12 protein-coding genes are annotated in these 13,017 nt (G+C 64.3%); 7 read left to right on the top strand and 5 right to left on the bottom strand.

Annotation, left to right across the window (positions count from 1 at the left end; genetic code table 11):
* Positions 1–103 precede the first annotated feature (103 nt).
* The 3 genes from U1708_RS05705 to thrS all read right to left on the bottom strand — a co-directional run bounded on the left by U1708_RS05705 (position 104) and on the right by thrS (position 6,044).
* The gene (locus tag U1708_RS05705) at positions 104–2,899 is read right to left on the bottom strand and encodes a TonB-dependent receptor (RefSeq protein WP_332743626.1); all 2,796 of its coding nucleotides are present in this window, start codon (positions 2,897–2,899) and stop codon (positions 104–106) included.
* Positions 2,900–3,424: 525 nt separating this feature from the next.
* Positions 3,425–3,928 carry a translation initiation factor IF-3 gene (infC, locus tag U1708_RS05710; RefSeq protein WP_248522329.1) on the bottom strand — a complete coding sequence of 168 codons (504 nt, stop codon included), beginning with the start codon at positions 3,926–3,928 and terminating at the stop codon, positions 3,425–3,427.
* A gap of 124 nt (positions 3,929–4,052) precedes the next feature.
* Positions 4,053–6,044, bottom strand: a complete 1,992-nt coding sequence (gene thrS, locus U1708_RS05715) for a threonine--tRNA ligase (protein WP_332743632.1) — start codon at positions 6,042–6,044, stop codon at positions 4,053–4,055.
* 133 nt (positions 6,045–6,177) lie between these two features.
* On the opposite strand from thrS, the gene U1708_RS05720 reads away from it, so the two are divergent.
* Positions 6,178–6,738, top strand: a complete 561-nt coding sequence (locus tag U1708_RS05720; RefSeq protein WP_332743634.1) for a hypothetical protein — start codon at positions 6,178–6,180, stop codon at positions 6,736–6,738.
* Between the two features lie 155 nt (positions 6,739–6,893).
* On the opposite strand, the gene U1708_RS05725 is transcribed toward U1708_RS05720, so the two are convergent.
* A complete protein-coding gene (locus U1708_RS05725; RefSeq protein ID WP_332743636.1) occupies positions 6,894–7,709 on the bottom strand; it encodes an LD-carboxypeptidase in 816 nt (271 codons plus the stop codon).
* A gap of 52 nt (positions 7,710–7,761) precedes the next feature.
* Here U1708_RS05725 and U1708_RS05730 point away from each other — a divergent pair, with 52 nt between their 5' ends.
* From U1708_RS05730 to U1708_RS05755, 6 genes are all read left to right on the top strand, one after another.
* A complete protein-coding gene (locus U1708_RS05730) occupies positions 7,762–9,159 on the top strand; it encodes a Mur ligase family protein (RefSeq protein ID WP_332743638.1) in 1,398 nt (465 codons plus the stop codon).
* 25 nt (positions 9,160–9,184) lie between these two features.
* Positions 9,185–9,439, top strand: coding sequence for a DUF6356 family protein (locus tag U1708_RS05735; protein ID WP_332743640.1), 255 nt, complete (start codon positions 9,185–9,187; stop codon positions 9,437–9,439).
* Between the two features lie 193 nt (positions 9,440–9,632).
* Positions 9,633–10,049 carry a hypothetical protein gene (locus tag U1708_RS05740; protein ID WP_332743642.1) on the top strand — a complete coding sequence of 139 codons (417 nt, stop codon included), beginning with the start codon at positions 9,633–9,635 and terminating at the stop codon, positions 10,047–10,049.
* On the top strand, positions 10,046–10,249 hold the full coding sequence (locus tag U1708_RS05745) for a helix-turn-helix transcriptional regulator (protein ID WP_332743644.1): 204 nt from the start codon (positions 10,046–10,048) through the stop codon (positions 10,247–10,249). The genes U1708_RS05740 and U1708_RS05745 overlap by 4 nt, the downstream gene beginning before the upstream one ends.
* Before the next feature lie 10 nt (positions 10,250–10,259).
* On the top strand, positions 10,260–11,027 hold the full coding sequence (locus tag U1708_RS05750; protein WP_332743646.1) for an alpha/beta hydrolase family protein: 768 nt from the start codon (positions 10,260–10,262) through the stop codon (positions 11,025–11,027).
* On the top strand, positions 11,024–11,782 hold the full coding sequence (locus U1708_RS05755; protein WP_332743648.1) for a tetratricopeptide repeat protein: 759 nt from the start codon (positions 11,024–11,026) through the stop codon (positions 11,780–11,782). Before U1708_RS05750 ends, U1708_RS05755 begins: the two co-directional genes overlap by 4 nt.
* Positions 11,783–11,838: 56 nt before the next feature.
* Here U1708_RS05755 and U1708_RS05760 read toward each other — a convergent pair whose 3' ends face one another.
* Entirely contained in the window at positions 11,839–12,951 is a 1,113-nt protein-coding gene (locus U1708_RS05760; protein ID WP_332744535.1) for a fatty acid desaturase family protein, read from the bottom strand.
* Between the last annotated feature and the right edge of the window lie 66 nt (positions 12,952–13,017).

Raw genomic sequence — 13,017 nt, forward strand, 5'->3', positions numbered from 1 at the left:
GGACTGTGGTTCCGGCGGGGTCGCTTGCTCATCTTGCTTCCTCTTCGCGGCCAGCATGGCCGCTGTCAGATCGGCAATCCACTTATCCCCGCTGTTCAGATTCCTAGAACCACCTCTGTTCGCCCAGATACGACGAGAAGATCTGGTTGGCGGTCGACCCGAATGCCTGGGTCTGCGCCTGGCTGCCTGCTCCCTGGAACGGCGCGTTGAAGGCAACCTGCTGATAGTTGGTGTCGAGCAGGTTCTGCGCCCAAACTTCCAGCGCCCATTTCTGCTGCGGTCCACGGATGCCGACGCGAGCGTTCACCAGGAAGAAGCCGTCCTGTGCCTTCTCGGGGAACAGATCGGAACCGGTGTTGTAGTCGCTGGTCATGCGGCCATCGACGTAGAACAGCGCGGTGAGGCCCGACGAGCCGATATCAGGCGTCCACGCGGTTGACGCGGTCACAGTATGCTTCGGCGCGTTCGACAGGTTGCTGCCGGACAACAGGAACAGTGCGGGATCAAGCGGCTGACCATCCTCGCTGCCGACCAGATTGGTCCGGAAACGCGTATTCGTGTAGGTATAGCCCAGGTTTACCGAATAGTTCGGAGCCGGGAACAGACCGGCCTCCAACTCGAAACCCTGCGATACGACGCCGTACTTTACGTCGCCCGTACACGCACCGGTCGTCGCGCTAGCGTCCTGATCTGCGCCATTCAGGTCGTCGCCGCACGTACTGATGTTCTGAACGATGAAGTTCGTGCCGTTGAAGGTGTTAAGCTGGAAGTTCTTGAACTCCTGACGGAAACCCGCAACGTTAAACGTAAAGTCCTTCGAGGTGAACTTCAGGCCGACTTCGTACGAGTTAACGGTTTCGGGATCGAAGCGGAGATTGGCTACGCTTGCGTTGGTCGGCGACGCGAACACGTTCGCGGTCAGATCAGATCGATCGAGATTGTAACCGCCTGCCTTGTAGCCACGCGAGTAGCTCGCATACAGTAGAGTATCGGTACGTGGCTTGTACGAGATGACGCCTGTGCCGGTGAACTCGCCTTCCTTGAAGCCGTTGTTCAGGTCGAGGCCGTTGAGCGCAGATGTCGAGTTACCCGTGCAGGTAAGCGTGACGATACCACCGACGAGGGTCTTGAGCGCGGCGGGAACCACTGGGCTGGCGAGAAGCGGGCTGAGGTTGGCCTGCTGAACCGGGCAGACCGTATTGTTGTTATTGAAATCGGCGTGAAAATCCTTCGCCTCGTGCGTGTAGCGCAGACCGCCGGTGATCGAGAGCTTGTCGGTCAGCTTGAAGATATTGTGCGTGAAGAACGCGTAGTTTTCGCTGTCCTGGTAATAGGTCGAGCGTTGATCGCCCAGGTTGTTGAGCGTGCTGAGGCGATCGAGACCGGCGAGGATCGTTGGTCCAAGAGCGCCGAACCCTGCACCAAGCGCCTGTCGTCCGTTAGCGCCGCCTAGCGCAGCCTGCGGAGTCGTGCTCAGGCAGCCCGGGTTGTTCGGGTTGCGCAATGCCGCCAGCGGATTAGCCGTCGCGACGATGCGGCAGGCGGCGAATGCACCATATTGCGTGCCGAACTTGAGGTTGTCGGCAACGACCAGGTCTTCCTTCGAGTAATAGCCGCCGACCAGCCAGTTCAACCGGTCGTCGAACAGCGAACCGTTCAGGCGGACTTCCTGGCTGAATGTGTGAAACTGACGGTAGCTGTTCCCGTCGTCCGCACGGTAACCGATGTCAAGGTTGCCGTAGTCGATGTCGGCGGCACCACCAGATTTGTATTCCCGGTATGCCGTAATCGAAGTGAGCGACGCCCCTCCGAGATTGACGTCGATCTGGCCCGAGCCACCGTAATCCGTCGTCACGTTCGAGTACGCGCGGCCGAGTGTATTCGCGATGCGGCGGTTATACGGATCACCCGCGCTCGGGAACACGGCGCCCATGCTCTGCATGACCTGGACGATGCGGTTGCCGGCAGGGTTGATCGCGAAATCGCCAGCAACGCCGGGGGTCGGATCGGTCTTTTCCTGCGTGTTGATGTAGACCGCGCCGCAGCACTTCTCGTCACGGTGGGTGTAGTCGCCGATCAGACGGACGGAGACGTCCGACGATGGCTCGAACAGCAGTTGGCCCCGGACGAAATAACGGTTGCGGTCGTTGTAATCGGTCTGATTGATGACATCGTAATAGAAGCCGTCGCGCTTGCCGAACACGCCGTCGAGGCGGAACGCCAACTTATCCTTGATGATCGGGCCGGTAAGCCCACCTGCAATGCGAACATTGTTATAGTTGCCGTACGTTGCCTCGGCATAGCCGCCAAAGTTGTAGGAAGGCAGCTTTGTCAGGATGTTGATCGAGCCCGCGGTCGCGTTACGGCCCGACAGCGTCCCCTGTGGGCCACGCAACACTTCGATGCGGTCGACTTCGCCGAGATCATTCAGGCCCGAACCGGTGCGGCTGCGATAGACCCCGTCGATGAACACCGCGACCGAGCTTTCAAGGCCGGGATTGTCGCCGACGGTGCCAATGCCGCGGACGCGGGCGGACGCGTTGGCCTCGCTCCCGGTAGAGGAAATCAATAGCGAGGGAACGAGCTGCGTCGCCTGGCGGATGTCGTTGGCCCCGGTATTTTCCAGCGCGGCAGAACCGACCGCAGATACAGCGATCGGCACGTTGGAGAGACGCTCGGAACGGCGCGTGGCCGTGATGACGATGTCGCTGGCATTGCCCGAATAAACTTGCGGCGTTGCAACCGGCGCCTGACCCGCGTCAACAGAGCCTGCGGCCGTGCCCGACGTGGTCGTGGCGGTTTGAGCTTCGGGCTGCGTAGTCGGCACGTCCTGCGCAAATGCCGGCGTTACCAGCGCCGTGGTCGCTGCAGCGGACAACAGATATGCGATCATACGCATCGGCATTCCCTCCCTGAGTGTTCGAATGTTTTCGAACTTATGGTTTGGACGTTAGGTAAAGCCGGACAGGCCTCCGCGTCTAGCAATTTCCGCATACGGAAACGTATTTTTGAATAACGTGTCTCCAAATCGCCACATAGCGGCCCGCAGCAAACCCTACTTTCAAAATGCAACGGTCTTGAGTTGAAGTTCGATAAGGCAGTGCGGCGTCGATGGAAGGCGGGACTTGGTATGCACTTGAGCCGCTGAGGCTCCCCGTATGTGCTCACTCGAAGTTCTGGCCTGTTCCTGAAGACTGAGTCGGGGGCGGGTCGGCCTCCACATGTTCAGACGCGGGAACAAGACGGGCTGGCCTACCCCCGGGCCCCTTCGGAGTTGGGCAAAGTGTAAGCGCGCCCGTTCTTGCGTCGAGTTCCACCATCTGCAACCCGAGCCCGCGACTGCCAGACGCGAAAAAGGCCGGCCAGCCCCTTGGGACCAACCAGCCTTCACTATCTAACAATAACGACCGAAGTCGCTACGCCCTTACTTCGGTGCGAGCACCATCAGCATCTGGCGACCTTCCATGCGCGGATACGCCTCGATCTTGGCGATCTCCGCGACGTCGTCCTGAACGCGTTTCAACAGGTTCATGCCGAGCTGGCCATGGCTAAGTTCGCGACCGCGGAAACGCAGCGTGATCTTGACCTTGTCGCCCTCGCCGATGAAGTCGTTCACCTTCTTCATCTTCGTATCGTAGTCATGGTCGTCGATGTTCGGACGCATCTTGATCTCCTTGATCTCCTGCGTCTTCTGCGACTTGCGTGCGAGGTTGGCCTTCTTCTGCGCCTCGTACTTGAACTTGCCGACGTCGAGGAACTTGGCGACGGGCGGATCGGCGTTAGGCGACACCTCGACCAGGTCCAGGCCATGTTCGGCGGCCTGCTCGATCGCTTCGCGCGTGAACATCACGCCCAGATTCTCGCCCTCGTGATCGATCACGCGGACCTTCTGGCTCTGGATGAATTCGTTGAATCGCGGACCGTTCATCGCGGGCGTCTGCATCGGCCGGCGTATCGTGGGAGGACGTATGGGGGTTGCTCCTGAAGTTTCTGACAATATTTGGGCCGGCCTATAGCGCAGAAACACGCGCTAGAACAGCCGGCCCCTTGACTTACATATCGGGTGCGCGCGCCTCGATCGCAACCCGTGCGGTCGCATCGCCGAGCGCCATCATCTCCTGGCCTTGGCTGCCGAGACGCCGGATCGCGACGGTGCCCTCGTCCGCCTCGCGCTTGCCGACCACGAACAGCAGCGGCACCTTCGCCAGTGAATGCTCGCGCACCTTGTAGTTGATCTTCTCGTTGCGCAGATCGGTCTCGACGCGGAGCCCGGCCTTGCGCAGGTCGGCGGCGACCTGATGGGCATAGTCATCGGCATCCGACACGATCGTCGCGACCACCACCTGCACCGGCGCCAACCAGAGCGGGAAGCGCCCGGCATGATGCTCGATCAGGATGCCGATGAAACGCTCGAACGTGCCGAGGATCGCACGGTGGAGCATCACCGGACGGTGCCGTTCGCCGTCCGCGCCGACGTACGACGCGTCGAGTCGCTCGGGCAACACGCGGTCCGACTGGATCGTGCCGACCTGCCACGTCCGGCCGATCGCGTCGGTCAGGTGAAATTCGAGCTTCGGCGCATAGAAGGCGCCCTCACCCGGCAGTTCCTCGAAGTTCGCCTTGATCGTGTCGCTCAGGCCCGACTGCATCACCGCCTCGCGCAGTTCCGCCTCGGCCTTGTCCCACATCGCGTCGCCGCCGAACCGCTTCTCGGGGCGCAGCGCCAGCTTCACTGCGTAATCCTCGAAGCCGAGGTCCTTGTAGACGCTGTCGAGCAGCTCGCAGAACTTGCGCACCTCCTCGACCAGCTGGTCCTCGCGGACGAAGATATGCGCGTCGTCCTGCGTGAACTGGCGGACGCGCATGATGCCATGCAGCGCGCCGTGCGGCTCGTTGCGGTGGCAGCAGCCGAACTCGGCCATCCGGATCGGCAGGTCGCGGTACGACTTGATCCCCTGCTTGAAGATCAGGACGTGCGCCGGGCAGTTCATGGGTTTCAGCGCCATCAGGTCGCCCTCACCCGACAGGATCGCGCCCTCGTCTTCCGCATTGGGGATCTCGTCGGGGACGACGAACATGTTCTCGCGGTACTTGCCCCAGTGACCCGACTGCTCCCACTGCTTGGCGTCCATCAACTGCGGGGTCTTCACCTCGGCATAGTCGGCGGCATCGAGCCGGCGGCGCATATACGCCTCCATCTGGCGCCACAGCACGAAGCCCTTGGGATGCCAGAACACCGACCCCTGCGCCTCGGATTGGAGGTGGAACAGGTCCATCTCCGCGCCGATTTTCCGATGATCGCGCTTGGCGGCTTCCTCAAGACGGAAGAGATGCTGGTCGAGCTGCTTCTTGTTGAGCCAGCCGGTGCCGTAGATGCGTGACAGCATCGCGTTCTTCTGGTCGCCGCGCCAATACGCGCCCGATACGCGCGTGAGCTTGAAGGCGCCGGGGTCGAGCTTGCCGGTCGACGCCATGTGCGGCCCCCGGCACATGTCGAGCCACTCGCCCTGACGGTAGATCGTCAGTTCCTCGCCCTCGGGCAGTTCGGCGGCCCATTCGGCCTTGAAGGTCTCTCCCTGCTGCGTCCAGCGATCGATCAGCTGCTGGCGCGACCAGACCTCGCGCTGGAACGGCTCGTTCCGGGCGATGATCGCGCGCATCTCGGCTTCGATCACGGGCAGATCCTCGTCAGTGAACGGACGGTCCTTTGGCGCGAAGTCGTAGTAGAAACCGTCATCGGTCGCAGGACCGAAGGTGATCTGCGTGCCGGGGAAGAGATGCTGGACCGCTTCCGCCATGACGTGCGCGAGATCGTGGCGGACGAGTTCGAGCACATCGGCCTCGTCGCGCGCGGTCACGAGGGCAAGCTGCGTATCCCCTTCGAACGGCCGGTTGAGATCCCGCACCTGACCATCGATGCGCGCGGCAAGCGCGGCCTTGGCGAGGCCGGGTCCGATCGCGGCGGCGACATCCGCGGGGGTAGTCCCGGGCGCAACCTCGCGGACGGAACCGTCGGGCAGCGTGATTCGGAACATTGCGGACATGGAAGACTTTCTCTCGGGATGACGCGCGCGGACCGATCCGCGCACGACGTCTATATAAGACGATACGCGCACAGGGCTACTCCAGACGGATATGCGCCGGATTGGGGGCGTATGGGCGGTTTGGGAGAGTGCGATGCTGGGTCTGGTGATGATGCTGTCCGCCGCTGCGGGTCCTGTTGAGGCCCCCGCAGCAAGATGTGCGCCGACGCGGTTGGCGGCGTGCCGCGATACGAACCAGTTGATCGTGACGCCAGCGTTCACCGCGGCGGTCCGGCGGTTCATCGGCAAGCGCAAGGCGTCATATCTGTATGCGAACGGCGACGTCGCGGATCAGCAGATCGAGGTGCTGCACGGGCCACCCGACGAACCGACGCGGATCGGGAGTCTGTATCGCTTTACCGCGTGTCGCCCGCATAGCTGCCCGGAGAAGGGCGCGGCGGTACTCGATCCGGCCGGGACAATCGTGGCGCTGGCGATCCTCTATTCGCCGTGCGCGACGGCGGATACGCGCGACTGCAACCGGCGCGAAGACCTGATCGTGTTCATGCGCGAGCGGGATCGGTTGCAGCGCGTCGAGGTGGTGGCGAATCTGCGCGCCTGGGCGGTCGATCAGGTGGCGGGGAGCTATACGGTGCCGGGGCAGCCGAAGGTGCGGTTCGGGGGGATGCAAGTGATCGATCCGACTGCAAAGTAAGGCCCAAGTCGAGAAGAACATACCTCCCGGCGGAGGCCGGGGCCCAGTTGGGGAACGTCGCTAACAGAAGCTCGCGCTCCGTTACTCCCACCTTGCCAACTGGGCCCCGGCCTTCGCCGGGGTGGAGCTGGCGATTTTGACACGTAAAACTCCGCTCAAACCACCCCGAACGGTACCACGCGGTTCGCTTGCGTATGCCCGATCTCCGCGCGGCCGAGATACGGCACGCCCATGTCGCGGCTCCAGCGCACCATCATGTAGTCGAGCGTTTCGCCCCAGGGCGGGTCGTTCTCCTGGACCGCGGTCACCGCGCCGAGACGTAGCCCCGCAATCCCCTTAAGCTGCGTGGCGTTGGCGACTTTGAAGAGCATGCGGTCGATCGCATACATTGCCTCCGACACCTCCTCTACGATCAGCACGTGATCGGTGAGGTCGGGCAGCCACGGCGTTCCGATCAGTGATGTTAGGATGCTGAGATTGAACGCCGCCGACGGCTTCCCGTCCAGGCCCGGCTCCAGCCCTGCCCGGTCGCCGCGTACCATCCAGCCGAGCGACCGTGCGACCGTCGCGTCGCCGTCGTGGCGGTTGATGTCGCTGACCATCGGCCCGTGCACCGGTCGGCCGATCCGCCGGGCGTAGAGCGCACCGAGCAGGAAGCCGACGTCGGAATAGCCGAGATACGTCTTGTGGCGTGCTGCGCGGCCGAGTTCGGGCATGACCATCGCGAGGATGCGGTTCGAACCGTAGCCGCCGCGCAGGAACCAGATCGCGTCGACCGCAGGATCGTTGGCGTATTCGAGAAACGCTGCCGCTCGTCGAAAGTCCGAGCCGGCGAAATGGCCGTCGGTCTCCAGGCATTGCGGGTGGAAGACGAGCTCGACCTCCGGGAACGCGGTCGCCGCGTAGGCGGTGATCTTGGCGATCGCCGCGGGATTGGTCCGGCTTGACGCGGCGAGGACACCGATGCGCATTGTTCGTGTTCCCGACCTTGCCCCGTTACCAAACCGCCCATATCGCGGGCCGATGGATATCAGCAAACCCTGTTTCTTCGTCGGCATCGGTGGATCCGGCATGATGCCGCTCGCGATGATCCTCGCGGGGCGGGGCGCGAGCGTCGCCGGATCGGACCGCAACCTCGACCAGGGCCGGGTGCCCGCCAAGTTCGACGACCTTACCGCAAAGGGCGTCGCGCTGTTCCCGCAGGACGGCAGCGGGATCGTCTCGGCGGACCAGTTGGTGATCGCCTCAGCGGCGATCGAGGCGAGCGTGCCGGACATGATCGCGGCGGAGGCGCTTGGCTGTACCCGCTCGACCCGCGCGGCGATGCTGGCGTCGCTGTTCAACGACAGCCGGTTGCCGATCGGGGTCGCGGGGACGAGCGGCAAGTCGACCGTTACGGGCATGATCGGCTGGATCCTGCATGCGGTCGGGCGCGACCCCACGGTAATGAACGGGGCGGTTATGAAGAACTTCGCGACCCTCGATGCGCCGTTCGCGAGCGCTTTGGTCGGAGGGGGAGAGGCGTTCGTCAGCGAGGTCGACGAAAGCGACGGCTCGATCGCGGGCTATGCGCCGAAGATCGCGGTGCTCAACAATGTCAGCCTCGATCACAAATCGCTGGAGGAACTGCGCGTGCTGTTCGGGGACTTCATCGCGAAAGCCGAGACGGCGGTGGTGAACGCCAACGACCCCGATGCCGCAGCGCTCGCTGCGCGGTTGCCGCGCGGTCAGGTGACGACGTTCGCGATCGACGCCTCGGCCGACCTGCGCGCCGAGAATTTGAAGCCGGAGCCGTTCGCCATCCGCTTCGACATCGTCTCCCGCGGTGTGCGGACATCTGTGAAGCTCGCCGTCCCGGGGCGGCATAACGTGTCGAACGCGCTTGCCGCGATCGGGGCGGCGATGGCGGCGGATGTGTCGCTCGGCGATGCGGTCAAGGCGATCGCGGGGTTCACGGGTCTGCGCCGGCGTTTCGACCTGGTCGGAGAGGCGGGCGGGGTCTCGGTGATCGACGATTTCGGGCACAACCCAGACAAGATCGCGGCAACGCTCGACACGCTCCATGCCTTTCCTGGACGGCTGCTCCTGTTCTTCCAACCGCATGGCTATGGCCCGTTGAAGGTCATGGGCCGCGAGCTGATCGCGACGTTCGTCGAGCGGATGGCGGAGGACGATGTGCTCGTCCTGCCCGACCCGGCCTATTACGGCGGGACCGTCACGCGGGAGGTCACTAGTGCCGATATCGTCGCGCAGATCATCGAGGGCGGGCGAGACGCGCGGCATATAGCCGACCGTGCGGACGCCGCAGCCGCGCTGATCGCGGAAGCTCGGCCGGGCGACCGTATCGTGGTGATGGGCGCTCGTGATGACACCCTGAGCCTGCTGGCCGCGGGGATGGTCGACGCCTTGGCCGCGCGCTGATATAGAACGAAGCAGGAGACTGCCGATGTTTCGCCGCCTGTTCCTCGACCATCCCGCCACCGTCGGCGAAAGCTATGCCGAGCATTTCGGGGTCGCCGGACGCTTCGGCCTGACGATGATCAAGGGCGGGCTCGGCGCGTTGGTCCATGCCTTCGTGCCCGCGCTGTGCAAGACGCGGGGGAGCGAGACGGTGGCCGAACTGCACCGCCAGATGGTCGAGAAGCGCGGCGCGGTCGCGGCCGATCAGACGCAGATGAAGACGGTCGAATTCATCATCTAATCCGCATCTTACGGCGCACGAAAGCGCCCGGTCCAAAAAGAAGGTTAGGCAGGGTTAGGCCAAGAACGGGTTCGCTCGGGCTGCGGCGTCGCATGTCTTATCGACGTGCACGCTTGGCCTTCTGTAAAGCTTAGTTGACACGGCGGCTTGATGCCATGTAAAGCACGCTTGTCCTTAACCAGGGAGACCCTCCGTGCTCACCATGCGACAAGCCAACCGCCGCTATCTCAATCGCTTCATCCCCAGCATGACCTGCTACGCGGTGTTCCTGCTGGGATCGAACATGGTCGAGGCGGCCTACGCGCCGACCGGGGCCCCGCTCATTGCGCTCGCGATTCTGCCGGCGCTGCCGATCATCGCGGTCATCTGGGCGATGGGGATGGCGATCGTCGAACAGCCGGACGAGTATGTGCGGGCCAAACTGATCCATGCCATGCTCATCGCGACCGCCTTGATGCTGTCGGTCATGACGGTGTGGAGCTTCCTTGAGGATACCGGCGCGGTGCCGCACAAGCCCGTCCACCTCGCCTTTCCCCTGTGGTGCGCCGGCTTGTTGGTCGGTCAGGTCTGGCTGTGGGCGCGCGACCGGATCGCGGGTCGCGAGGCATGAAGAACCGCCTCAAAGTGCTACGTGCCGAGCGCGACTGGAGCCAGGGCGACTTGGCCGAGCGGCTCCAAGTGTCGCGGCAGAGCGTCAATGCGATCGAGACGGGGCGCTACGATCCATCGCTGCCGCTGGCGTTCAAGATCGCCGAACTGTTCGAGCTGGCTATAGAAGACATCTTCACCAGCCCGTCGAAGACGGTCTAAAGCTGGCGGCATGACCGATATCGCTCCCGCCGCCGCCCCGTCGCCCAACAACACGCCTCCCGTCAAGGAGCGCCCTCGCCTCGCCTATCACCACACGCCCGGTACCGGCCCGACGATCGTGTTCCTGTCGGGGTACGCGTCGGACATGACGGGGACCAAGGCGGTGACGCTGGAGGCGTGGGCGAAGTCCGAGGGACAGGCGTTCCTGCGGTTCGATTATGGCGGGTGCGGACAGAGCGAGGGGGCGTTCGAGGACCAGACCCTGGTCGACTGGCGCGACGACGTACTGGCGATGATCGACGCGCTTGTCGAAGACTCCGCAATCCTCGTCGGGTCGTCGCTGGGCGGCTGGCTGATGCTGCTGGCGGCGAAGATGCGGCCCGATCTGGTCAAGGGGCTGGTCGGGGTCGCGCCGGCGCCGGACTTTACCGACTGGGGCTTTACCACCGACGAGAAGATGGCGCTGCTGAGCAACGGGCGGATCGAGCGCAAGAATCCCTACGGGCCCGAGCCGACGGTCTATACCCGCGCGTTCTGGTCGTCGGGCGAGGCGAACCGGTTGATGTTCGGCGAGATCGCATTCGACGGCCCGGTACGGCTGGTCCAGGGCCAGCGCGATCCGGACGTGCCGTGGCAGCGGACCGCGCGGCTCGCCGAGTTGTTGCGTTCAGCCGATGTGCAGACATGGCTGGTCAAGGACGGCGACCACCGCCTGTCGCGCGACAGCGACATTTCCCTCATCATCCGGGCGGTGGAGGATGTGATCGCCGCCTTATGATCCTGACACTGTTGCTTGCCGCGTCGCAGGCCCCCGCCGCCGGTCCTGCCGCCGGTCCCGTCGATGCGCAGGGCGATCGGTTCTCCCGGTGCGTTGCCCTGACGCAGAGCGATCCCGCGGCGGCACGCGCCGACGCGGGTCGCTGGCGGATCAGCGGGGGACGGTATTTCGCGCGGCAATGCGCTGGACTTGCGTTCGCCGCCGAGAAGAATTGGCCATCGGCGGCCTTGGAGTTCGAGGAGGCCGCGCGGGAGGCGCAGGTCGCGAGGGATACGCGCGCTGCGAACTATTGGGCGCAGGCCGGCAATGCCTGGCTCGCCTCCGGACAGCCTGCGAAGGCGCGGGTTGCGCTCGATTCGGCGCTCGCCGCGGGATCGCTGACCGGACTGCCGCTGGGCGAGGCGCAACTCGACCATGCGCGCGCGCTGGTCGTAGCCGGCGAACTGGGTGCGGCACGGAGCGATCTAGATCTTGCGCTGACGACGGCGGGCGACGATCCGTTGGCCTGGTTGTTGTCCGCGACACTCGCGCGGCGGATGGGCGATTTGACCCGCGCAAAGTCGGATATCGCCCAGGCGCTGAAGCGATCGGCCGACGATGCATCGGTTCAATTGGAGGCGGGGAACATCGCGGCGGCGGCTGGCGACGAGGCGGCCGCGCGGGAAGCGTGGAGCACTGCCGCCCGACTGGCCCCGACGAGCGATGTCGGTCGGAACGCGGCTACGGCACTCAAGCAGTTCGACGCGGCAAAATAACGCAGAGTGACGGGCCGGTCGTTCGCGATCAGCCCGCCATCCCGTCAGTGGCCCTGTCAGCGGCGAACCATCGTGCTTCGCGCGATCTTGCTGACGAGGCCCGGCAAACCCGGATAGCTTGCCTTGTGATACGGCGAGAGCGCATCGAGTTCGGCGGTAATGCGGCGATGCGCCTCGCCGAGTGCATGATAGGGCAGCCCCGGCAGCAGGTGATGCAGCGCGTGGTAGCGCAGACCGACCGGCGCCCAGAGCGCGGGCAACAGGGCTGGCGGCGGCACGTTGACCGTGTCGAGATACTGTGCGGTTACCGTCATCGGCTCGCCGTCATTCTCCCACAGGTGCGCGACCAGCGTGCGGACCTGGTTGAGCACCGCGAACGCAGATGCGACGGCGAAGATCGTCACGAACGCGCGTAGCGGCAGCACGCCGGTGACCGTGATCGCGATCAGCGTGATCGCCCACAGGCTTGCCGCGATTTCCAGGCGATCCCAATAGGCCTTCGCTTCGCCTTCGGGGGCGCGGCGACGGAACTGGGGGTTGATCGCCAAGGCGGAGTAGCGCTCGACGATCATCGTCCGCAGCTTCGGGGACAGTAGCGAGATCGGCGACAGGATCGCGAACCGGATCAGCAGCGCGATCGGCGCGAGGGCGGATACCACGATGAACAGCGGAAGCGTCCATGGCTTCATCAGTGCGAGCGGCAGGTATTCGGGATCCTCGACGGTGCCGTACCGTGTCTTGGCGTGATGGAGGTTGTGGACGCCCTCGTACATGAACGAGGGGGTCAGCAGGGGCACACCGACGAACACGTTCCACCCGAGGCGGAAGTTCGGGACGGAGGCGTGCTTCATGTGGCTGACTTCGTGGATGAAGCTCAGGCCGCGATACAGGCCCAGCATTGCCACCACGCCCGCGAGGATCGCCACCGGAGTCGAGGTCGATGCGGCCGCAACGGCGAGCGCGCCGTAGCCGACGACCATCGATGCGATCAGGTCGGCCCAGTAGATTGCCGGACGCGGCTTCACCAGATCGCGCGTCAGATCGGCGGCCGCGCGCAGCATCGCCTTGTCATCGGCAACGCGCTCCATACCGCCGCCGGTGCGCGGAGCGCTCACGGGGGTAGATGCTGGAGCGGCCGTGCCGCGAGCGAGGCTGAGCGAGGTATCCATGGGCATGTCCATTGCCCGAAGATAGTGGCGATAGCGTGGCATTTACAGGTTGCGGCGCCCTGTCGG

Source organism: Sphingomonas arabinosi (genome assembly GCF_036663715.1).
In the GTDB taxonomy this organism is placed as follows: Bacteria; Pseudomonadota; Alphaproteobacteria; order Sphingomonadales; family Sphingomonadaceae; genus Sphingomonas.

Excerpts from the sequence above, each read along its gene's own strand:
- U1708_RS05705 (WP_332743626.1), bottom strand. The coding sequence starts at position 2,899 with ATGCGTATGATCGCATATCTGTTGTCCGCTGCAGCGACCACGGCGCTG.
- infC (WP_248522329.1), bottom strand. The coding sequence starts at position 3,928 with ATGAACGGTCCGCGATTCAACGAATTCATCCAGAGCCAGAAGGTCCGC.
- thrS (WP_332743632.1), bottom strand. The coding sequence starts at position 6,044 with ATGTCCGCAATGTTCCGAATCACGCTGCCCGACGGTTCCGTCCGCGAG.
- U1708_RS05720 (WP_332743634.1), top strand. The coding sequence starts at position 6,178 with ATGCTGGGTCTGGTGATGATGCTGTCCGCCGCTGCGGGTCCTGTTGAG.
- U1708_RS05725 (WP_332743636.1), bottom strand. The coding sequence starts at position 7,709 with ATGCGCATCGGTGTCCTCGCCGCGTCAAGCCGGACCAATCCCGCGGCG.
- U1708_RS05730 (WP_332743638.1), top strand. The coding sequence starts at position 7,762 with ATGGATATCAGCAAACCCTGTTTCTTCGTCGGCATCGGTGGATCCGGC.
- U1708_RS05735 (WP_332743640.1), top strand. The coding sequence starts at position 9,185 with ATGTTTCGCCGCCTGTTCCTCGACCATCCCGCCACCGTCGGCGAAAGC.
- U1708_RS05745 (WP_332743644.1), top strand. The coding sequence starts at position 10,046 with ATGAAGAACCGCCTCAAAGTGCTACGTGCCGAGCGCGACTGGAGCCAG.
- U1708_RS05750 (WP_332743646.1), top strand. The coding sequence starts at position 10,260 with ATGACCGATATCGCTCCCGCCGCCGCCCCGTCGCCCAACAACACGCCT.
- U1708_RS05755 (WP_332743648.1), top strand. The coding sequence starts at position 11,024 with ATGATCCTGACACTGTTGCTTGCCGCGTCGCAGGCCCCCGCCGCCGGT.
- U1708_RS05760 (WP_332744535.1), bottom strand. The coding sequence starts at position 12,951 with ATGGATACCTCGCTCAGCCTCGCTCGCGGCACGGCCGCTCCAGCATCT.